This window comes from Vibrio cholerae ATCC 14035 (genome assembly GCF_000621645.1).
Classification (GTDB): Bacteria; Pseudomonadota; Gammaproteobacteria; order Enterobacterales; family Vibrionaceae; genus Vibrio; species Vibrio cholerae.
The window spans coordinates 128,329-148,707 of sequence record NZ_KK211323.1; the positions used below are offsets into that span (position 1 = coordinate 128,329).

General features: G+C 47.3%; 18 protein-coding genes. 11 read left to right on the forward strand and 7 right to left on the reverse strand.

What is annotated here, in order from left to right; genetic code table 11:
• Positions 1-72 precede the first annotated feature (72 nt).
• On the reverse strand, positions 73-2,124 hold the full coding sequence (gene metG, locus T411_RS0117305; RefSeq protein ID WP_001262550.1) for a methionine--tRNA ligase: 2,052 nt from the start codon (positions 2,122-2,124) through the stop codon (positions 73-75).
• 157 nt (positions 2,125-2,281) lie between these two features.
• Between metG and apbC the strand changes: the two genes are divergently transcribed.
• From apbC to T411_RS0117325, 3 genes are all read left to right on the forward strand, one after another.
• Entirely contained in the window at positions 2,282-3,358 is a 1,077-nt protein-coding gene (gene apbC / locus T411_RS0117310) for an iron-sulfur cluster carrier protein ApbC (protein WP_002033968.1), read from the forward strand.
• A 167-nt stretch (positions 3,359-3,525) separates the two neighbouring features.
• Positions 3,526-4,167 (forward strand): uridine kinase, encoded by a 642-nt coding sequence (udk, locus tag T411_RS0117320; protein ID WP_001293736.1) that lies wholly within the window; start codon positions 3,526-3,528, stop codon positions 4,165-4,167.
• A 97-nt stretch (positions 4,168-4,264) separates the two neighbouring features.
• Positions 4,265-6,376, forward strand: a complete 2,112-nt coding sequence (locus T411_RS0117325) for an AsmA family protein (protein WP_000732544.1) — start codon at positions 4,265-4,267, stop codon at positions 6,374-6,376.
• Positions 6,377-6,447: 71 nt separating this feature from the next.
• Here the strand turns inward: T411_RS0117325 and cobO are convergent, their stop codons facing one another.
• Positions 6,448-7,164 (reverse strand): cob(I)yrinic acid a,c-diamide adenosyltransferase, encoded by a 717-nt coding sequence (gene cobO, locus T411_RS0117330; RefSeq protein ID WP_000557625.1) that lies wholly within the window; start codon positions 7,162-7,164, stop codon positions 6,448-6,450.
• Here cobO and T411_RS0117335 point away from each other — a divergent pair.
• On the forward strand, positions 7,163-7,606 hold the full coding sequence (locus T411_RS0117335; protein WP_000526756.1) for a low molecular weight protein-tyrosine-phosphatase: 444 nt from the start codon (positions 7,163-7,165) through the stop codon (positions 7,604-7,606). The genes cobO and T411_RS0117335 overlap by 2 nt on opposite strands.
• Before the next feature lie 26 nt (positions 7,607-7,632).
• On the opposite strand, the gene T411_RS0117340 is transcribed toward T411_RS0117335, so the two are convergent.
• The 4 genes from T411_RS0117340 to T411_RS0117355 all read right to left on the reverse strand — a co-directional run bounded on the left by T411_RS0117340 (position 7,633) and on the right by T411_RS0117355 (position 12,010).
• Positions 7,633-8,931 carry an outer membrane protein transport protein gene (locus T411_RS0117340; RefSeq protein ID WP_001911972.1) on the reverse strand — a complete coding sequence of 433 codons (1,299 nt, stop codon included), beginning with the start codon at positions 8,929-8,931 and terminating at the stop codon, positions 7,633-7,635.
• Between the two features lie 302 nt (positions 8,932-9,233).
• Positions 9,234-10,520 carry an outer membrane protein transport protein gene (locus T411_RS0117345; protein ID WP_001061937.1) on the reverse strand — a complete coding sequence of 429 codons (1,287 nt, stop codon included), beginning with the start codon at positions 10,518-10,520 and terminating at the stop codon, positions 9,234-9,236.
• Positions 10,521-10,779: 259 nt separating this feature from the next.
• Complete coding sequence (locus T411_RS0117350; RefSeq protein WP_000343824.1) at positions 10,780-11,511, reverse strand: DUF3379 domain-containing protein; 732 nt, start codon at positions 11,509-11,511, stop codon at positions 10,780-10,782.
• Positions 11,504-12,010: a sigma-70 family RNA polymerase sigma factor gene (locus T411_RS0117355; protein ID WP_000375854.1), complete on the reverse strand. Its 507-nt coding sequence runs from the start codon at positions 12,008-12,010 to the stop codon at positions 11,504-11,506. The genes T411_RS0117350 and T411_RS0117355 overlap by 8 nt, the downstream gene beginning before the upstream one ends.
• A gap of 587 nt (positions 12,011-12,597) precedes the next feature.
• On the opposite strand from T411_RS0117355, the gene fadI reads away from it, so the two are divergent.
• From fadI to T411_RS0117380, 3 genes are all read left to right on the forward strand, one after another.
• Positions 12,598-13,905 carry an acetyl-CoA C-acyltransferase FadI gene (fadI, locus tag T411_RS0117370; protein WP_000517924.1) on the forward strand — a complete coding sequence of 436 codons (1,308 nt, stop codon included), beginning with the start codon at positions 12,598-12,600 and terminating at the stop codon, positions 13,903-13,905.
• The gene (gene fadJ / locus T411_RS0117375; RefSeq protein WP_000369797.1) at positions 13,905-16,031 is read left to right on the forward strand and encodes a fatty acid oxidation complex subunit alpha FadJ; all 2,127 of its coding nucleotides are present in this window, start codon (positions 13,905-13,907) and stop codon (positions 16,029-16,031) included. The genes fadI and fadJ overlap by 1 nt, the downstream gene beginning before the upstream one ends.
• Positions 16,032-16,157: 126 nt before the next feature.
• Positions 16,158-16,706 carry an NAD(P)H nitroreductase gene (locus T411_RS0117380; RefSeq protein WP_000387680.1) on the forward strand — a complete coding sequence of 183 codons (549 nt, stop codon included), beginning with the start codon at positions 16,158-16,160 and terminating at the stop codon, positions 16,704-16,706.
• Positions 16,707-16,782: 76 nt separating this feature from the next.
• Here the strand turns inward: T411_RS0117380 and T411_RS0117385 are convergent, their stop codons facing one another.
• The gene (locus T411_RS0117385; protein ID WP_000762360.1) at positions 16,783-17,658 is read right to left on the reverse strand and encodes a LysR family transcriptional regulator; all 876 of its coding nucleotides are present in this window, start codon (positions 17,656-17,658) and stop codon (positions 16,783-16,785) included.
• A gap of 247 nt (positions 17,659-17,905) precedes the next feature.
• On the opposite strand from T411_RS0117385, the gene T411_RS0117390 reads away from it, so the two are divergent.
• From T411_RS0117390 to apt, 4 genes are all read left to right on the forward strand, one after another.
• On the forward strand, positions 17,906-18,997 hold the full coding sequence (locus T411_RS0117390) for a response regulator (protein WP_001911483.1): 1,092 nt from the start codon (positions 17,906-17,908) through the stop codon (positions 18,995-18,997).
• A gap of 169 nt (positions 18,998-19,166) precedes the next feature.
• On the forward strand, positions 19,167-19,298 hold the full coding sequence (locus T411_RS1000000121515; RefSeq protein WP_000013199.1) for a hypothetical protein: 132 nt from the start codon (positions 19,167-19,169) through the stop codon (positions 19,296-19,298).
• Positions 19,298-19,696 carry a YbaN family protein gene (locus T411_RS0117400; protein WP_001892232.1) on the forward strand — a complete coding sequence of 133 codons (399 nt, stop codon included), beginning with the start codon at positions 19,298-19,300 and terminating at the stop codon, positions 19,694-19,696. The genes T411_RS1000000121515 and T411_RS0117400 overlap by 1 nt, the downstream gene beginning before the upstream one ends.
• 131 nt (positions 19,697-19,827) lie before the next feature.
• Positions 19,828-20,373: an adenine phosphoribosyltransferase gene (gene apt / locus T411_RS0117405; protein ID WP_000206218.1), complete on the forward strand. Its 546-nt coding sequence runs from the start codon at positions 19,828-19,830 to the stop codon at positions 20,371-20,373.
• Positions 20,374-20,379: the final 6 nt, after the last annotated feature.

Below are 20,379 nucleotides of genomic sequence, written 5' to 3' on the forward strand. Positions count from 1 at the left end.
GGGTGATGACAAAAAAGCCTTTGCAGATGCAAAGGCTTTTCAGGTGTTGGCTTGCTAATCAAGACGCAATAATTACATCACACGCATACCCGCTTGAGCGCCTTGATGGGGTTCAAGTAACCACAGGTCGCTACCGCCAGGGCCTGCGGCGAGGATCATGCCTTCAGACATACCAAACTTCATCTTACGCGGTTTGAGGTTTGCTACGACGACAGTGTATTTACCAATCAGATCTTCTGGTTGGTACGCAGACTTAATACCAGAGAAGACTTGACGGGTTTCACCGCCGATGTCCAGTTCAAACTTGAGCAGCTTGTCCGATTTCTCGACCGCTTCACAAGAAAGAATCTTAGCAATCCGCAGATCCACTTTCGCAAAATCATCAAACTCAATCTCCGCCGCTAGGGGATCTTTGCTCAGCTCGGTTTCTGCGCTCTTTGGTTTTGCGGCATCTGCTGCGGCTTTTTCGGCTGCCGCCTCGGCTTTCGACGCCTCAATCATAGCTTCAACCTGTTTCGGATCGATACGGTTGAACAGTGCTTTGAATGGCGTTACCGCATGATCCGTTAGCGGAGTTGCCACGCCTTCCCAAGTCAATTCTTGGTTAAGGAAAGCTTCAGTACGCTCTGCCAACGCAGGCATCACTGGCTTGAGGTAAGTCATCAGTATGCGGAATAGGTTAATGCCTACCGTACAGATGTCTTGCAGTGCTTGGTCTTGGCCTTCTTGTTTCGCGACAACCCAAGGGGCTTTTTCATCCACATACTGGTTGGCTTTATCTGCCAATGCAGTAATTTCACGGATGGCACGACCAAACTCACGTGCTTCAAACAGCTCAGCAATACGATCGGCTGCGCCAGCAAATTCAGCGTACAGCTCAGGCTCCGCAAAGTGTGCAGACAGCTTGCCATCAAAACGTTTAGTGATGAAACCTGCATTACGTGACGCAAGGTTTACGATCTTGTTCACCACATCCGCATTCACACGTTGGGTGAAGTCTTCGAGGTTCAAATCGAGATCATCAATGCGGTTATTCAGTTTTGCCGCGTAGTAGTAACGCAGACACTCTGGATCCAAGTGATTCAGGTAAGTGCTGGCTTTCACAAACGTACCTTTCGACTTAGACATTTTCGCGCCATTGACGGTCACATAACCATGCACAAACACGTTGGTCGGTTTACGGAAACCAGAGCCATCGAGCATGGCAGGCCAGAACAAGCTGTGGAAATAAACGATGTCTTTACCGATGAAATGGTAAAGCTCGGTTTTGCTGTCTTTATTCCAGTATTCGTTAAAGTTCAAATCGCCACGCTTGTCGCACAGGTTTTTGAATGAACCCATGTAACCAATCGGAGCATCTAGCCATACGTAGAAGAATTTGTCTTTCTCGCCCGGGATTTCAAAACCAAAGTAAGGTGCATCGCGGGAAATATCCCACTGCTGCAAGCCGCCTTCAAACCACTCTTGCATTTTGTTGGCGGTTTCTGATTGCAGAGAGCCTGAACGTGTCCACTCTTTGAGCATGCTTTCAAACTGAGGCAGGTCAAAGAAAAAGTGCTCAGAATCTTTCATCACTGGCGTCGCACCAGAGACGGCGGATTTTGGATTGATCAGCTCAGTCGGGCTGTAAGTCTCACCACACGCGTCACAGTTGTCGCCGTACTGGTCTTCCGATTTACATTTCGGGCAAGTGCCTTTTACGAAACGATCCGGCAAGAACATCTCTTTTTCAGGATCGAACAGCTGAGAAATGGTGCGGCTTGAAATAAAGCCGTTCTTTTTCAGTTGCAGATAGATGTGCGAAGCCAGCTCGCGGTTTTCATCGCTGTGCGTGCTGTGGTAGTTATCAAAGCTAATATCGAAGCCAGCAAAGTCGCGTTGGTGCTCTTCGCTCACCATCTCGATCATCGCTTCTGGTGTCATACCCATTTGCTGTGCTTTCAGCATGATAGGTGTGCCGTGCGCATCATCCGCACAGATGAAGTTTACTGTATTGCCACGCAGACGCTGATAACGAACCCAAATGTCAGCTTGGATATGCTCAAGCATATGACCAAGGTGGATTGAACCGTTCGCGTAAGGCAGGGCACAAGTTACCAGAAGTTTTCTTGGATCGTTTGCCATACTTAATATTCGCTTTTCTTGATAGGGACCAAATTGAAGCGATAATACTACCCTAAGCACGCAGTCACGCCAAGGCGCGCAACAGTTGATTCCCCTATCTTTTTCGGGGTTCAGTTGCTCTTTGAGCGGTGGTAGCATGGGCAAAAAAGGGGAAGTTATGCAATCTATTCAATCCAAACAGGATCTCTGCCGCTGGCTGAGCCAATTTTCGCATCCCGATTTAATCAGTGATTGGGCGATGTCGCCTTCTATCGTCACCATCACGCCCAACCAGCAAGTCAATGTGCAATTGCCTTTTGCTGCCCATTCACTGCTGACTGAATTAAGTGATTGGATTGCCAAACAGCAAGCCAGTGGAGCCGTTGCGCCAGTAACCTTTGACATTCAAGTAAAACCTCAAGCGCTGGAAACTCGCGTAAATGCGGCAGTCAAAGGGGTGAAAAACATTATTGCGGTGACGTCAGGCAAAGGTGGCGTGGGTAAATCCACGACGGCGGTGAATCTTGCACTCGCGATTGCGAAGTCAGGAGGCAAAGTCGGTCTATTGGATGCCGATATTTACGGCCCCTCAGTACCGCTGATGCTCGGTAAAACCAAAGCAAAACCTGAAGTGCGTGACAATAAATGGATGCAGCCAATTGAGGCGCACGGCATTGCCACGCATTCGATTGGTTATTTGGTGGATGAGGCGGATGCGGCGATTTGGCGTGGACCAATGGCTTCTAAGGCGCTGGCACAGTTACTCAATGAAACCGAGTGGCCGGATTTGGATTATCTGGTGATCGATATGCCGCCGGGCACCGGAGATATTCAGCTCACCCTCGCGCAGCAAATTCCGGTGACCGGCGCAGTGATTGTGACCACACCGCAAGATTTAGCCTTAGCCGATGCTCGCAAAGGCGCGGCGATGTTTGCCAAAGTGGACGTGCCTGTGATTGGGTTGGTGGAAAACATGAGTTACCACATCTGTAGTCATTGCGGCGAAAAAGAGCATATTTTTGGGGTGGGCGGAGCGCAAACTCTTGCCGCCGAATTTGGCTTATCCCTGCTGGCACAAATTCCGCTGCATATTGACATGCGAGAGGATATTGATGCGGGAGTTCCGACTGTGGTGGCGCGTCCCAATAGCGAGCATACCGAACGCTATTTAGCGTTGGCGCAGCGTGTGTGTGCTTCGCTGTTCTGGCAAGGCAAAGCCAAACCAGAGAGCATTCAAATCCAGTGGGTTAATTAAATTCTCTAACAGCCAGAGTGAATGTAATCGTTTGCTCTGGTTTAATCTTATCCATCCGACATTTATGTGGCTGTTTTTGCCTAATGCAAACTGGTATCTCGGTCACATTCTCCCTATAATCAGGCGGTTTACCTTCATTCCTCACAACCATGTTCGGGTGCATAACCATGTCTGAGAATAATCAATGTGTCATCGTCGGTATTGCTGGCGCTTCTGCTTCTGGTAAGAGTCTCATTGCGAGCACGATTTATAATGAGCTACGCGCCAAAGTGGGTGACCATCAAATCGGTGTGATTACGGAAGATTGCTACTACAAAGATCAGAGCCATCTGAGCATGGAAGAACGTGTTAAAACCAACTACGACCACCCAAGTGCGCTAGACCACGATCTCCTTTGCCAACATTTGCAAATGTTGGCGCGTGGCGAAGCGGTTGAAGTGCCAGAATACAGCTACACTGAGCACACACGTACCGAGCAAACCACCACCATGACGCCGAAGAAAGTGATCATTCTGGAAGGCATCCTGCTTCTGACTGATCCACGTCTTCGTGATTTGATGCACGCGACCGTATTTATGGATACGCCGCTGGATATCTGCTTGCTGCGTCGTGTGAAGCGTGATGTACAAGAGCGTGGTCGCACCATGGAATCTGTACTGAAGCAGTACCAAGAGACGGTACGCCCTATGTTTATGCAATTTATTGAGCCGTCTAAACAGTACGCTGACATCATTGTGCCGCGTGGTGGTAAAAACCGTATCGCGATTGATGTTCTCAAAGCGCATATCGCAAAATTGCTCAAATCGTAATTTTGACCAGAGCTTTGCATCGCTTAGCTTTATTTTTCAAAGTAGAAGTGGCACTTTAAGTGCCACTTTCTTTTTCTCGTCAAGCAAGGAAAAGCAGATGAAAAAACTGTTTATTTCTCTTCTCGGTTTAGTTGTGCTGATTGTTGGCGCACTGCTGGCCTTAGTGTTGTTGGTTAACCCCAACCAATTTAAACCTTTAATCGTAGAGCAAGCCAAAAAACAAACTGGCTTAGATTTGGTGATTGAAGGCGATATTGGCTGGCAATTTTTCCCATCTATCGGTTTTGAGTTAGGCAAAACCGAGCTGAAAAACCCGCAAGGTTTTGCTAGCCCAAACCTGTTTAAAGTTGAGAGTGTGGGTATTGATGTCTCAGTGATGCCACTGCTCGATAAACAGCTCAAAATCGGCAACATCCGTTTGGATGGCGCAGAGTTCCATCTGGAAACGCTTAAAGATGGTCGCTCCAATTTGGATGCCTTGACGCAAGCGCAATCTAAACCCGCGTCCGCGCCAGCGACAACCGACTCTGCACCCGCTTCTCAGCCAAGCTCAAGCGAGCCAGCCGCGGCGTGGAGTATTGAATTAGGGGGCGTGTCTGTCTCCAATGCGGTGTTGGAAATAACGGATAAAAAAGCGGGTTCGCATACCAAGCTGTATGACGTTCAACTGAGCGTTGCTGAGTTTGTGCCAGACAGCTGGACGAAAGCGACCTTTGCCGCGAAAGGCGATAAAGATCAGCAAAAGTTTGCCGCGCAAGGTGAAGCGGAAGTGCGCCTATCGGCGGATTTCAAGCAGTATGCGCTGCGTGACATTAAGCTTGATGCGAGCTTTAGTGATCCGAGTAACCAAATCGATTCAGTCAAACTGAAACTCGACACCTTTGAGTTTGATAAAGCCAATGCGCTGACCTTCTCTGTGGCGGGTAAAGCGGCAGACATGAAGCTTAATGCGCAAGGTTCTGCCTCATTGATGGTCAATCAAGCGATGAGCAAAGTGGGTTTGGATGCGCTGAAACTGCAAGCCGAACTGGAAGGGGCTGCGTTACCGCAATCACCGATGAAGTTAAGTTTAGACTCTCAAATTGCTTTCGATTTGACACAAAACCATCTCAGTGTGCTGCTCAACAAACTAACGGCTAATGCGCTAAGTTTCGATGGCAAAGCGGATGTCACTCTCGCAGATATTCCGAAAGTGCGTTTCAACTTGCACAGCCCTGAGATTGACTTGGATGCCTTCTTAGGCACGAAAGCTCAAGAGTCGCAACCTGCGCCAGCCAAGGAAGCAGCGGCATCCTCAGCGTCAGCACCCGTGACAAATGCCCCAGCAGAAGTGGAACCGGACTTGTCGGCACTCAACGCCTTGGATGTGGCCGGTGAGATCAGCATTGATAAATTCAAAGCCAGCAACGCCCATCTGCAAAATGTAAAAGCGAATTTTGCGGTCAATCGTGGCGTGGTGGATTTGAAATCCTTCACCGCGAATCTGTATCAAGGATCCGTGCAAGCTAGCGCGCAAGTGGATGCGCGTAAAACGCCCGCGACTTACAGTGTGAAGAAGCAGATCAAAGGGGTACAGGTTAAGCCTTTACTAAAAGATGTGCTGAACAACGAAATGCTAGAAGGGACAGGCAATATTGATATGAATGTGCAAGGCCAGAGCCTAACACCAAGCGGCATCCAGAAAAATCTGGTTGGTACTGTGGCGATTAACTTTGCCGATGGTGCGGTGAAGGGCATTAACGTGGCGCACTTGATTCGTACCCACTACGCCAAGATCAAAGGCCAAAATGTTGAAGAAGCGGATGCGGTAAAGAAAACCGACTTTAGTGCGATGACGACGACGCTGAAACTCAATAAAGGTGAAGTAACGACCAACGATCTTAATATGCAATCGCCATTGCTGCGCATTCATGGTGAAGGTAAAGCCAATTACCTACAGCAGAATGTCGATTTTCTGGTGCGTACTTCGATTGTTGGAACCTTGGAAGGTCAGGGCGGTAAGAGTTTAGATGAGCTGCGCGATGTGACTATCCCGATCAATATTTCAGGTGCGTGGAGCGATCCGAAGTTCCGTTTGGTGTTTGATGATGTACTCAAACAAAAAGCCAAGAAAGAAGTGGATCGCGGCGTGGAAAAACTGACCGATAAAATCAAAGATGAAGACACCAAAAAAGCGGTGGATGGGTTGCTAAAAGGTCTATTTAACTGATGGTTATGCATCGCTAATGAAACTAAAAAGGGCTGAATATCAGCCCTTTCTTATTGATTTTTTTAAGTGTTTTACCAATCGACCCCTTTAAGGGCTTTCACGCCGGATTCGAAAGCGTGCTTGATGTTTTTCACTTCAGAAACCGTATCGGCCATCTCAATCAAAGTGCGGTGTGCGCCGCGCCCCGTGATGATCACCGATTGCATTTTCGGACGCTGATTGAGTGCTTCGACCACTTCATCCAACTCGATGTAACCGTAGCTCACCATGTAAGTGAGCTCATCAAACAGCACCACATCCAGCGATTCATCCTGCAACATGCGTTTGCAGTGTTGCCATACTTCTTGTGCCGCTGCGGTATCGCTGTCGCGGTTCTGGGTTTCCCAAGTAAAGCCAGTCGACATGACTTGAAATTCAACGCCGAGCTTTTCTAAAAGATTACGCTCACCATTCTCCCAAGTGCCTTTGATAAACTGAGCCACCGCACACTGTTTACCGTGACCTACCGCGCGCGCAATGGTGCCAAAACCTGAGGTCGATTTTCCTTTACCATTGCCAGTAATAATCAGCAGCAACCCTTTTTCTTCTTGAGCGGCGGCAATTTTGGCATCCACTTGCTCTTTGACTTTTTGTTGACGAGCTTTGTGACGCTCTTGTTTGATTTCATCGCCGGACATGGCAAATCCTTTTTCAATCTGAAACTTGTCGCTATGATAGCCCAACTCGTCAGTGGCAAACACCAAACAAAAATAGGGATATAAGATGCAGAAGGTACTCGTGGTGTGCATGGGCAATATTTGCCGTTCTCCGACCGCAGAAGCGGTATTGCGTGCTAAGGCGGCACAACTCAAGGTTGATGTGGAAGTCGATTCAGCAGGCACGATTGGGTATCACCAAGGGAATCCACCGGATGCACGCTCAAAAGCGGCAGGAGAGAAGCGGGGATACTCATTTTCTGGCATCAAAGCGCGAAAGATCCGCGATGAAGATTTTGTGAAATTTGATTGGATTTTAGCCGCAGACCAAGAAAATTTAGCTGAGCTGAAAGCTCGCTGCCCTCAATCCCATCAACATAAGCTGTCATTGATGCTCAGCCACAGTGACTCGGAATACCAAGAAATTCCGGACCCTTACTATGGTGGTGAACGCGGTTTTGAGCTGGTGCTCGATTTGGTTGAAGACGCGGCAGAGCAGTTTTTACTGAAACTAAAACAGCAAGGCCAGCATTAAGCTGGCCTCGATAAAGTAGAATGACCTTAGAAGCGGTAGTTCGCTTGAACACCGATCAGCCATACATTGCCTGATACATTGCCCGTAAATGCACCACCGATTGCGGCTGCAGTTTGGTCTGAAGCGTCACGAGGTTCGTTGATGGTGGCATCTTTCGCAAAGATATAGGTAAAACCGGCATCGAGAGTCAGTTGTGGCGTTGCAACATAACTACCGCCGACACTTACCCAAGTACGGTCTGTTTCCGGGATGGTTGCTGTGCGGTTTTTATCGTCTACCGCTGATGTGTCGTATGCGACGCCCGCACGCAGAGCGAGTTTAGCATCGTATTGATACGTTGTGCCCAAAGCAAAGCGGTAGTTGTCTTCCCAGTTTTCTGATTTGATGAGGTCAGATTTTTCTGGGAACACAGCTGTCAACTCTTTGAATGAACTCCAATCTGTCCAGTTAATGCTAGCGTGAATCGCCCACTGGTCATTGAGTTGGTGGAAGCTTGCCAGTTCAGCCGTCGCCGGTAGAGTCACAGACATCATGCCGGGTTTATAACTACCGTAACTGACTCCTTCTGCATGGCCTTCAAAATCCATCACCACTTCCGATTTATAGGCGAAACCTACGCGGTGATCTTGATTGATTTGCCATGCGCTGCCTACTTGCCAACCCCAAGAGTTATCTTCACCTTCCATATATTTTAATGTTGTACCTTTAGGTAAAGTCATGACGTTGTTAGTAATAGGATGACGAATCAGATTTTTTGCTGGCGCAGTTGCACCGAAATGACCTTCACCCATCACATAACGCACACCGCCACCAATACTCAATTGAGGCAAGATTTGGTAAGCAATATTGAGGTTCGCTTCTTTGCTGATCACGCTCGCTTGGCTGCCAAAGTGAGAGGCTGCAAACTCAGTACCCAGATCCGTTTCCATACCGTAGTTAGTACCAAGAGCAAAACCCAGTGCCACTTGTTCGTTTAAATGGTGTGACAGGTAGAAATTCGGAATCACTGCATCGTGGGCAAAATCGTTTGAAGATGCGTGAGTTTTACCTAGTTGTGCGTGGTTTACTGTACCCTCAACATCCACGTTTGGATTCACGTAAATTGCGCCGGCAGAAACTTGAGTGCCCTCTAAATAGGTCAGCATTGCAGGGTTGCGCCATTGTGCGCTGGCATTGTCTGCCATCGCGGCTTCACCGGCGTAAGCACGGCCAAGACCCGTTGCTGAATATTCAGCAAGCTGGAAACCTGCCGCTTGAGTAAAGGTAGAAACGCTGGCTAAACCGAAAGCCACAGCACAGGAGAGGAGAGTCTTATTGGTTTTCATTGGGATTGTTCGCTGAAATTTGCTGGTTTTTGTTGCGGCAAGTCTACGGCTAGAGCAATTGCTTTAAAACTTCAAATCAATGAAAGTGCAGGATTTGAAGTTTTAGCCTGTAAAATTGATATTTTATAGATGATATTTCTATTTATTAAACAAAGGTTATTAAAGGTTCAGCGTACAGATGTAGTGATATTGAGGTGGTTAATCGCACGCTTGTACGCTGACATTAAGCAAAACTAGGCAGTCAGCAAAAGAAAGGGGCTGATAAATCAGCCCCTTAGTAATGATATGTTGTGACGTTTTAATTAAAACGTACGGCTGTATTGTAAGCCCAACAGGATTGCGTCTGCGTGGGTTGTTGCGGTTAGCTTAGAACCCGCATCATTTTCGGAAACTGCGACATCTTTACCCATTAAGTAAGTAAATCCAAAGTCTACGTTTGATTTGTCATCGATGTTATAGGTAAAACCTGCTGATAACCACTGGCGATCTGAATCAGGAACAGAGATAGAAGTACGTGAATCTTGTGCGCTAGTATCGTACATATAGCCTGCACGCAGTGTCCAATCACTATTTAAGTAGTATGTGCCACCGATAGAGTAGTGCCAGCCATCTTGCCACTCATACATCTTATCGTAGCTGCCTTTGGTTAGAGCGCCAACAGAAGAGCGAGACGTTACAAGGTTGCGGAACTCAATTTTGTCGAAAGCACTCCAGCCAATCCACTGTACGCTATAGTGTACGGCAAACTGAGTATTCTCAATTTTGTGGAAGCCAGAGAACTCAGCGATATCCGGTAGTGGTAGCGTGATCTCTTGTCCGTAATCGTCTTTAGCTTTAAATTCTGGGCTATAGCGGTAAGACAAACCAAAGCGGTTATTCTCATCCATTTCGTAAACTGTACCCAAGTTAAAACCTACTGCCCAACCATCCGCTTTATCGACGTTGAGTAGTGATGTGCCTCGAGCTGGGATAACGGTCGTCGGGTTCACCACAATTGTACTTGCTGGGAAACTGGTTCCGGCAATACGTTTCATGGTGCCTTGCCCATAAATCAGGTCTAAACCAGCACCGAAACTCCATTCTTTGTTGACGCGATAAGAACCTGCTAGGCCTAAGTTAAAGCTTTTAACGTCAGTTAAGCCACCGTATTCAGAGGCTGGATAAGAATCAGAAAACTCAGTTTTTGTACCAAAGTTTGAATAAGCATTAACCCCCCAAGCAAACTGTTCATTGACTGGAACGATCAAATGAATATTAGGTGCAACGGAAGTACCACCTACGTCATCCGTGTCTTGAACAGAAACTGAGTTACCGAGAACACCTCGATAAGAGACATCTTTAACGTCAATCATGGTGGTAATGGTTTCAAAACCAAGAGAGAGCGCCATCTCATCAAACAGTGCCATCGCCGCTGGGTTGCGAGACATTACGGCTGCGTTATCGGCGATAACGGCATCACCCGCAAAAGCGCGACCTAGGCCGGTAGCAGATTGTGCGTTGAGCTGGAAACCTGCTGCAAACGCTTGTTGTGTGGCTAGCGTTACCGTCACGGCAAGCAGGGATTTTTTAAACAGACGCATGTTGTTCATTAGACTTTTCCTTTTTGGTTTCGCCTCTTATGGGCGTTGTTGTATGAGCTTTTGCTTTATTTGAGCAATTGCTCAGTGGTGGCTGATCCTAGACGCTAGTATAGGAGATAGAAATCCGACCATTGTCTAATTGAGCGAGAAAATTACTGAAATGATGGCTATTTGGCAGGAATTTAGGCGAAAACTCTAAAACTTAGAGTTTTCGCTCTATTTTAACTATTCACAACAATGCGTCAGTGTCATGTTGAGTATGCAAAAATCAGATGGATGATTGGATCATGGGCATGAGCTTATTGGCAATGTTGGTCAGGTTTTCATCCTTCTCACCGACCAAGATCAAACTGGCATTTCCGACGGGTTCAATGATGCCTGCCATCCCTTCTTGCTTGAATAGGCTGCTTTGTGCGCTGTGGATGGGCGTAAAGAACAGAGTTACTTTGCCTTTTTCACCTTGAAATACCATATGTACGGCATTGTCTTTACCAAAACCACAATGGTTGAGGTAATAGACGTGATAAGGAAAATCGCCTTCCATTTTGTAGGCAAAAGGCCGCATCTTGGCATTGATTTGCTGCATGTCCGCTTGTTCATCCAATCGGTTGACGAACCCTTCTTCATGGATGACATGTTGCACCGCCATGTCAGACAGGCTGGCTTGCGCGGGAGAGATCAAAAGGTTGCCCCACTGGATTTGTCCAACAAGCAGCCCAGCAGTAAAGGCAACCGATGCCGCGATCGCCATGGCTTTTCGAACAAACTGCGGGCGGATGACTTTCTCATCTTCCACTAAAGTCGTTTGTTTGAATAAAATTTTATCGGCCAAATCATCCGGCACATCGACTTTGAAGGCCTGAGCGATCTGCTTATCGAGCTGAAGTACATCATCGACAAACTTAGCGTTAGCCTCACTTGAGGTCATCATATCCAGTGTGTCGTTATCGCGCTGTTTAGGATCAGACATGACTTTGCGGCGAAATTCCAGTTCATCCATTTTGCTGCTCCGGGTAGTGTTCTGAACCATCCATCATCTCTTTAAGTTGGTTACGTGCTCTAAACAAACGGGTCATCACCGTATTTTTATTCAGTGAAAGGATGTCTGCGATCTCCTCACCACTGAATCCGCCCACCACTTGTAGAAAGAGGGGCTCGCGATATTCGACATCCAACTTCAAAATTTGCCTTTGCAGCCACTCATTTTGATGGTGCTCATCATCGCTATATTTGGCTTCGTAGTCGTGATCGTCGATATCGACTAAGTCAAACTGTTTACGCTCAAAGCGGCGAGCATTTTCTCGGCGCAAAATCGTAATTAGCCAAGCTTTGGCTGCTTTTTCATCCAGCAGGCTATCGAGCGATTTCCACGCTCTCAAGCAGGTTTCTTGCACCAAGTCTTCGGCAATCGAGCGATCTTTACACAACCAATAGGCGTATCGGTAAAGGTCGCGATGATAAGCTCGCACCAGTGCTTCGTATTTTCTTTGTCTGTCCATGTCATTATTGACCGGACGTTGGGAAACTTTCTTTCCAAACAGATTCAATATCGACACCAAGGACTCCCTGTATGCGTCGTGTTATTCCAATTCATTTTGCCAAACTCCTGTTGCGCTATGCGGTTTGACTCGAAGATGGTGATAGGACAGAAATTATGCGAAGGAGTTCACGACTTATGAAGTTTCAGCGCGTTATGGCTCTCTATCTCAACAAGTCGTTTAATCGCATTAAACTTGATCTAATTCAAAATCTCATACTCTGAAGCCGTTATAGTAGCTCCTGTCATCTCGTTAGTCATTACGACTGACATTGTTGAGCAAAGATGACACTTCCTTTTGAAGGCTGACTTTACTTTCTCCTAATCAGGAAACTGATTTTTCAATTGGCGTAAGTTAATTGCTTTACCCATTCCGACCACACAGTTCTGTGTGGTTTTTTTTTGCAAAAAATCCTACCAACACCGGTTTGCCAGTGTTTTTCATCTCGAAAGGATTGTTTAAATCACGATTATTTAAACGGCCGTTTGATTTGTTTAACATTCTCGTTACAATGCGCCAGGTCAGACCTCTTATTCGAAGGAGAAATCATGGGCAAACAAGAAGTCAGGACTCGTTCTGGAGAACGAGTGGCGATTGTGGCCGGGCTACGTACGCCGTTTGCGCGTCAAAGCACCGAGTTTGGTCAAGTACCCGCAGTCGATCTCGGCAAAATGGTAGTACAAGAGATGATGGCTCGCACCGCTATCGATCCTAAATTAATTGAGCAAGTGGTGTTTGGCCAAGTGGTACAGATGCCAGAAGCGCCGAATATTGCTCGAGAAATTGTACTAGGTACCGGAATGTCGATTAACACGGATGCCTACAGCGTTACTCGCGCTTGCGCCACCAGTTTTCAAGCCGCCGTCAATGTGGCCGAAAGTATCATGGCTGGCAGCATAGATATTGGTATTGCAGGTGGTGCGGATTCTTCTTCTGTTCTGCCGATTGGTGTTTCTAAAAAACTGGCGGCTTCTTTATTAGCCTTGAGTAAAACTAAGACGGTCGGGCAGAAACTTAAACTGCTCAGTAACCTCTCTTTTAAAGACTTGATGCCCGTACCTCCTGCGGTCGCGGAATATTCAACGGGTCTTTCGATGGGGCAAACTGCTGAGCAGATGGCCAAAAGCTATGCGATTTCGCGCGCTGAGCAAGATGCGTTAGCACATCGTTCACATACTTTAGCGGCTCAAGCATGGACAGAGGGCAAAATTCGCGATGAAGTGATGACGGCTTTTCCTGAGCCATACAAAAAATGGCTGGATATGGATAACAACATTCGCATGGACTCCAAGCTAGAGAGCTATGCTAAGTTGCGTCCTGCCTTTGACCGTCAATACGGTTCGGTGACCGCAGCAAACTCAACCCCACTGACGGATGGCGCCGCCGCGATTATGTTGATGCGTGAAGGTAAAGCGAAAGAGCTTGGTCTTGAGATCATGGGGTATATCCGCTCTTATGCGTTTGCCGCGATTGGCGTAGAAAAAGATATGCTGATGGGGCCTTCTTACGCCACTCCGATAGCCTTGGATCGCGCAGGCATCACCTTAAATGATCTCACTTTGATTGATATGCACGAAGCCTTTGCCGCGCAAACCTTAGCGAACTTGAAGATGTTCGCCAGTGACAAGTTTGCTCAAGAGCAGCTAGGTCGCGCACAAGCGATTGGTGAAGTGGATATGAGTAAATTTAACGTGCTGGGTGGCTCACTGGCTTATGGTCACCCATTCGCGGCAACAGGTGCGCGTATGATCACTCAAACTTTGCGTGAATTAAAACGTCGTGGCGGTGGTTTAGCCTTAAATACGGCTTGTGCTGCGGGTGGCTTAGGCGCTGCTATGATTCTGGAGGTGGAATAATGGATAACAACAATGCATTTCAGCTCTCGTTTGATGAGCAGCATTACGCTTGGCTGGCGATTGATGTCCCGGGCGAAAAAATGAATACCCTGCAAGCGGCATTTGCAGAAGAGATGCAAGCCGTTTTTGCAACGCTCAATGAAAAACGAGGACAGATCAAAGGGCTGATTATCCACTCTCTTAAGCCGGATAACTTTATTGCGGGTGCGGATGTCCGCATGTTGGAAGCTTGCCAATCGGTACATGAAGCACAAGCGTTAGCCTCGCAGGGGCAACAGATGTTCCAGCAGCTTGCCGATTTGCCTTTCCCTGTGGTCGCGGCGATTCACGGCCCTTGCTTAGGCGGTGGTTTAGAATTGGCTCTGGCGTGTGATTATCGTGTCTGTACTGAAGATGAGGTAACACGTCTAGGCTTACCAGAAGTGATGTTGGGTTTGCTTCCGGGCTCTGGCGGTACGCAGCGTTTACCACGTTTGATTGGTTTACTGCCTGCGCTGGACCTCATCTTAACGGGCAAACAATTGCGTGCCAAAAAGGCCAAGAAATTGGGTGTGGTTGATGCATGTGTTCCGCACTCAGTACTGTTGGATGTGGCCAAACGTCTTCTAGAAGAAAAAGGGCACAAAAAGCGCGCTCAAGTTACGCTACCGATCAAAGAAAAACTGCTCGCCAATACCGGCTTGGGGCGTAAGTTGATTTTTGACCAAGCGGCCAAGAAAACGCAGCAGAAAACGCGTGGTAACTACCCCGCAGCGCAAGCCATTTTAGAGGTCATTCAGTATGGCCTAGAAAAAGGGATGCATGCTGGCTTGGAATATGAAGCCAAGCGTTTCGCTGAATTGGTGATGACCCGAGAATCGAAAGCACTGCGCTCCATTTTCTTTGCGACCACAGAGATGAAAAAAGATCTCGGTGCGGATGCCAAACCCGCACCTGTGGCGGCTGTGGGCGTGCTCGGTGGTGGTTTGATGGGGGCTGGCATCAGTCACGTTACTGTGGCGAAAGCCAAAACATCGGTGCGCATCAAAGATGTGGCGAATGATGGTGTGCTCAATGCCCTCAATTACAACTACAAGCTGTTTGATAAGCAGAGACAGCGCAAGATTTTGACTAAAGCACAGCTGCAAGCGCAGATGTCGCAGCTCTCGGGTGGGACTGGCTTTGTGGGTTTTGATCGCTGTGATGTAGTGATAGAGGCTGTGTTTGAAGACCTGAAACTTAAGCAACAAATGGTGGCGGATATTGAAGCGAATGCCAAACCGACAACGATTTTTGCGACCAACACATCCTCGCTGCCGATCCATCAGATCGCGAGCCAAGCGCAGCGTCCGCAAAATATTGTGGGTTTACATTATTTCAGCCCAGTTGAAAAAATGCCGTTGGTGGAAGTGATTCCTCACGCGACCACCTCGGATGAAACCATTGCGACCGTGGTGACATTGGCACGTAAGCAGGGCAAAACACCGATTGTTGTTAAAGACTGTGCTGGTTTTTATGTCAACCGCATTTTAGCGCCTTATATGAATGAAGCCGCGCAAGTGCTGATGGCGGGTGAACCTATCGAAAAACTCGATGCTGCGTTACTGGATTTTGGTTTCCCAGTGGGGCCTATCACCTTGCTTGATGAAGTAGGGGTCGATATCGGAGCCAAGATCATGCCGATTTTGGTTAAAGAGCTTGGGCCGCGTTTCCAAGGACCGGACGTCTTTGATGTGCTTTTGAAAGATAACCGTAAAGGCCGGAAAAGCGGTAAAGGTTTCTACACCTACAAAGGCAGCAAGAAGAAAGAAGTCGATAAATCCGTTTATAAACTGCTGAAGTTAACCCCGGAATCTAAGCTAAACGACAAAGAAATCGCGATGCGTTGCTTGTTGCCTATGCTCAATGAGGCGGTTCGTTGTCTCGATGAAGGCATTATTCGCAGTGCACGTGATGGCGATATGGGCGCGATTTTTGGCATCGGTTTCCCGCCGTTCTTAGGTGGGCCTTTCCGTTACATGGACACGCTTGGTTTAACCAAAGTGGTGGAAATGATGAACCAACACACCGAGAAATATGGAGAGCGGTTTGCTCCATGTGACGGTTTGTTGACGAGAGCGGGATTGGGCGAGAAGTTCTACCCCTAGTATCCGGTGAGACTATCCCCTTATCACGAATAGAAAGAGGCCGAGTGCCTCTTTCTTATTGCGAGTGATTCTCAAAAATCTGTGCTAGGATGAAACATAAAATCAAGAAGTAACAAGGAATTCAAAATGGAAGCGCTCGATTTATTGCTCAACCGTCGTTCAATTGCCAAATTGGATGCGCCAGCACCACAAAATGAGGCATTGGATAATATTTTGCGCGCGGGTTTACGCGCTCCAGATCATGGTGCTTTGACTCCATGGCGTTTTGTGGTTGCACAAGGTGAAGGGTTAGCCAAACTTGCCGCCATTTTAGAGCAAGCGGAGATTGCCAACGGCAGTGATGAAGCGGTGATCAGTAAAGCGAAAAATGCGCCTTTTCGCGCACCCATGGTGATCACAGTGATCGCTAAAGTCACTCACAGTGAAAAGATCCCTGCGTTTGAGCAGCATCTATCCGCCGGTTGTGCAGTACAAGCCATGCAAATGGCGGCCGTAGCACAAGGGTTTCAGGGGATTTGGCGCTCTGGAAGTTGGATGTTCCATCCGGTTGTCCGTCGTGCTTTCAATGTACAAGGCGAAGATCACATTGTCGGTTTTCTCTATCTTGGGACTCCCGGGACTACGGCAGCTAAAGTGCCCGAACGTGAGCTTAGCAAGTATGTGGAGTATCTCTAAATACGCAGTTCTGGCAGTAAGGAAAAAGGGCGCGAAGCCCTTTTTCTATTGAAATTCTTTATAAAAAGACGAGTGTTTATTGCAGGTGGTAGCCAATCACAAAATCAATAAACAGACGCACTTTTTCTGGCTGGTGATCTTTGTGGTTATACAGCATGTAGATATCCCGCGGATTTGAGCTCCAATCCGACAGCACTTGTACCAAACTGCCATCCTCAAGAAATTCACGCAGCATCACATCGGGCATGAGCGTAATGCCTAAACCTTCTGAACATGCGCTGCGAACAACATTCAGTGCGCTGGCTTGAAAACGGCCGCGATCACTGTTGACGACAGTTTCACCTTGGCTGTTGGTCAGTTGCCATTTGAGCAATGGATAACCTTTGAGTAACTGATGTTGATGCAACTCTTCAGCATGAGTCGGTTGCGGATGGCTCGACAAGTATTGAGGGCTGGCAACCAAAATGTCTTTTACTTCACCGATTTTACGAGCTATCAAGCTGGAATCACGCTGTGGGCCAACTCGGAAAATCACATCCCATTCAGTGGGGTCGAGATCGTCGGCTTGGTTACTCATCATCAGCTCAATATGAATATCGGGGTATTTTTCCATAAAGGCATTGAACATCGGCATCATCATTCGTTTTGTCAGATTGGATGGTGCAGAAATACGAATGCGTCCCGACGCACCACGACATTCATCGGTGATCTCTTCTGTCATTGAAGCGAGACGCTCCAGCAGGGGAGAGCAATCTTTGTAGAAACGTTCGCCCGCTTCGGTCAGAGTCAGTTTACGAGCGTGACGATTGAGCAACCTAAGGTTTAGGGAATCCTCCAAGGCTTGGATCCGTCTTGTGATCGTTGCCACAGGGATCATGGTTTTTTTTGAAGTTGAGGTATAGCTTCCATTTTCGACAACCAGTCGAAAGAGGTTTAGGTCATCTAGTTTCATCGTTTCTGACACATTATGTTGCAACTATCGCTAATTTATACACATATAAGCCGATAAATTTTGCGTGATGTCAACTTGTAAGATGATTTATTGAAAACCATACATCTTGTGATTGATTAAATTTCAGGCCCCACGGTTTGTGTAATGCCCAGTTCGCGGCTACTTTTTAATTAATCAATAATTCAACTTTTCCGCCGCAAGCTAATGGTGACTTGTGCGGTAGACTTTATTAGTGAGGTCGATGTTTATGTATAAATCTCACATCCCGGAAGACTGCGAAGAAGAAGCGCAGATAACGGCAGCAAAGCTGATTTTGCTGGTGGATGACGATCCTGTTTTCCGACGAATGACCAAAGGCTATCTTCAAAAATATGGCTATCAAGTGATCGAAGCTGAAAACGGTTTGGATGGTTTGCGAAAATTGCGTGATCACGAGCCAGACTTGATTCTGTGTGATTTGTCCATGCCTGTGCTTAACGGAATTGAGTTCGTTGAGGAGGTCAGTTCGTCCTATCCTTCTTTGCCTCTGGTTGTTGTTTCGGCCACCGAAGAAATGGCCGATGTGGCTAAAGCGCTGCGCTTTGGGATTAAAGATTTTCTACCCAAACCGATCACCAATCATTCACATCTTGCGAGCGCAATAGAAAAAGTGTTGGCGAATGATGATCATCAACGAGATTTTGCAAGTTGTTGGTATGGTGCTGATCGCCAAGGGAGTATCCCTGAAGAGCAAGAGTTGCATTGGCATTTACAATATTTGAAAGACAACCCCAATGCTGCCAAAGAATTGCTCGAAGCACTATTACCAGAAAAGGATTCTCAGCTTGGGAGCTGGAAATGCAGCTATCGATTACTACAGTCCGCCGAATTGATGCCACTGGTTTTTGACTACGCTTGGCTTATGAACGGTCAATTTGTGTTCTATGTGGTTGATGCCGCGAGCCATCGTGAGTGTGGGGCAGCTTCTACATTGCTGGTGCGCGCCTTGTTCCATGATTATTTGCGAAATCTGCGTAACTTTAGTGTCGAACTAAAAGATCTTGCCGAAATCATCGAACGGGGAATCCATTGTTCTGAGTGTATTGGTAAAGTTTCTGCCCTGTTTGGGGTGGCTGATCTTGCTGATGGTACTTTGTCACTATTACCCGCGGGGCTTGATTGCCAGTGGTCAAACGGCTACGTACACAATCGGATTACTTCTGGTGTTCAGCTAGGTGATAATAGCCTGCGCAATTTCATCACCAAAGATTTGCCGATTCGTGCTGCTTGTCAAATCAGTTTAAGTAAACCCAGTGCCTACAGTTTTACTTTGGATCTCTATCAAGGTTGTGAGGGGTGATTTTTCCGCCTAAAGTGTGAGTGTGATTGTAACTTTGCATCGAGCTGCTAATAACCTTATACATTGTCAGTGTTTGTTGCAGCTCGCTTTCGTTATAGTTCCGACCACAAAATTAATGAGGCTACCTTAGAGTTGCCCAGTTTAAAGTCACCCAAAAGAGAAAATTACAATGGCAAACCAAGAGTTCAAAGAACCCTTCAATATCTATTACTTTCTAGGCGTGGTTGCAGTCCTGCTGATCCCGACTCTGCCTGCGACACTGACTTGGATTCGTGTATTTAACGGGTACGCTGGATTTTAATGCGTTCATCCTTACCACGTTTTTTGTTCAGTGTTATTGGAATAACCAGTCTATGCCTAGGGATACTGGGCATATTTCTTCCTCTTCTGCCCACCACCCCCTTTATCTTACTGTCTAGTGCTTGTTTTTTACGCAGCAGTCCTCGGTTCTATCGCTGGTTGAATCAACATGCGACATTTGGCCCTATGATTCAAAACTGGCAACAACATGGCGCGGTCAGTAAAGTGGTGAAAAAGCGTGCCACACTCTTTATCGTGCTGAGTTTTGCCTTTTCGATCTGGATGGTTCCTTGGCTGTGGCTCAAGGTTGCGCTGTTTATCTGGCTTGTGCTTTTGATCACTTGGTTTATCCGTTTACCAACCCATGAGCTGGTTGCTAACCAACAAGAAAATCACTAGCATTAGCGGGAAGTGTGCCCACTCTTCGAGTGGGCTTTGTTTTTTCAGTGCTGTCGTTCCCTTGTGGCAGACGGCTCCGAAATTGTTCTGTCATCACCTAAGGTGATGAAGCAACTGAAGTTAAAGTAACTATGACAACTGAAACTCTTTCACTGATCAAATCCAGCATCAAAAGTATTCCTGACTACCCGAAAAAAGGCATTCTGTTTCGTGATGTGACCAGCTTGCTGGAAGATGCCCAAGCCTACCAAGCGACCATTCAACTTCTGGTTGAAAAGTACAAAGACATGGGTTTTACCAAGGTTGTGGGCACAGAAGCGCGTGGTTTCTTATTTGGTGCTCCTCTAGCACTAGAACTGGGTGTCGGCTTTGTGCCTGTGCGTAAGCCGGGTAAATTGCCGCGTCAAACCGTCGCTCAATCTTATGAGCTGGAATACGGTACTGATACGCTCGAAATTCATGTGGATGCGATCAAACCGGGCGACAAAGTACTGGTGGTGGATGACCTGCTGGCGACCGGTGGTACGATTGAAGCGACCACTAAGCTTATCCGTCAATTAGGGGGAGAAGTCGAGCACGCTGCCTTCGTGATCAACTTGCCAGAAATTGGTGGTGATAAGCGCCTTGAAGGGTTAGGCTTGCAGGTTTACAGCATCTGTGAATTTGAAGGTCACTAACCGACA

What these genes read in the sequence shown, in the direction of transcription:
- metG (WP_001262550.1), bottom strand. Translation starts at nt 2,124, where the DNA reads ATGGCAAACGATCCAAGAAAACTTCTGGTAACTTGTGCCCTGCCTTAC.
- apbC (WP_002033968.1), top strand. Translation starts at nt 2,282, where the DNA reads ATGCAATCTATTCAATCCAAACAGGATCTCTGCCGCTGGCTGAGCCAA.
- udk (WP_001293736.1), top strand. Translation starts at nt 3,526, where the DNA reads ATGTCTGAGAATAATCAATGTGTCATCGTCGGTATTGCTGGCGCTTCT.
- T411_RS0117325 (WP_000732544.1), top strand. Translation starts at nt 4,265, where the DNA reads ATGAAAAAACTGTTTATTTCTCTTCTCGGTTTAGTTGTGCTGATTGTT.
- T411_RS0117335 (WP_000526756.1), top strand. Translation starts at nt 7,163, where the DNA reads ATGGGCAATATTTGCCGTTCTCCGACCGCAGAAGCGGTATTGCGTGCT.
- cobO (WP_000557625.1), bottom strand. Translation starts at nt 7,164, where the DNA reads ATGCACACCACGAGTACCTTCTGCATCTTATATCCCTATTTTTGTTTG.
- T411_RS0117340 (WP_001911972.1), bottom strand. Translation starts at nt 8,931, where the DNA reads ATGAAAACCAATAAGACTCTCCTCTCCTGTGCTGTGGCTTTCGGTTTA.
- T411_RS0117345 (WP_001061937.1), bottom strand. Translation starts at nt 10,520, where the DNA reads ATGAACAACATGCGTCTGTTTAAAAAATCCCTGCTTGCCGTGACGGTA.
- T411_RS0117350 (WP_000343824.1), bottom strand. Translation starts at nt 11,511, where the DNA reads ATGGATGAACTGGAATTTCGCCGCAAAGTCATGTCTGATCCTAAACAG.
- T411_RS0117355 (WP_000375854.1), bottom strand. Translation starts at nt 12,010, where the DNA reads ATGGACAGACAAAGAAAATACGAAGCACTGGTGCGAGCTTATCATCGC.
- fadI (WP_000517924.1), top strand. Translation starts at nt 12,598, where the DNA reads ATGGGCAAACAAGAAGTCAGGACTCGTTCTGGAGAACGAGTGGCGATT.
- fadJ (WP_000369797.1), top strand. Translation starts at nt 13,905, where the DNA reads ATGGATAACAACAATGCATTTCAGCTCTCGTTTGATGAGCAGCATTAC.
- T411_RS0117380 (WP_000387680.1), top strand. Translation starts at nt 16,158, where the DNA reads ATGGAAGCGCTCGATTTATTGCTCAACCGTCGTTCAATTGCCAAATTG.
- T411_RS0117385 (WP_000762360.1), bottom strand. Translation starts at nt 17,658, where the DNA reads ATGAAACTAGATGACCTAAACCTCTTTCGACTGGTTGTCGAAAATGGA.
- T411_RS0117390 (WP_001911483.1), top strand. Translation starts at nt 17,906, where the DNA reads ATGTATAAATCTCACATCCCGGAAGACTGCGAAGAAGAAGCGCAGATA.
- T411_RS1000000121515 (WP_000013199.1), top strand. Translation starts at nt 19,167, where the DNA reads ATGGCAAACCAAGAGTTCAAAGAACCCTTCAATATCTATTACTTTCTA.
- T411_RS0117400 (WP_001892232.1), top strand. Translation starts at nt 19,298, where the DNA reads ATGCGTTCATCCTTACCACGTTTTTTGTTCAGTGTTATTGGAATAACC.
- apt (WP_000206218.1), top strand. Translation starts at nt 19,828, where the DNA reads ATGACAACTGAAACTCTTTCACTGATCAAATCCAGCATCAAAAGTATT.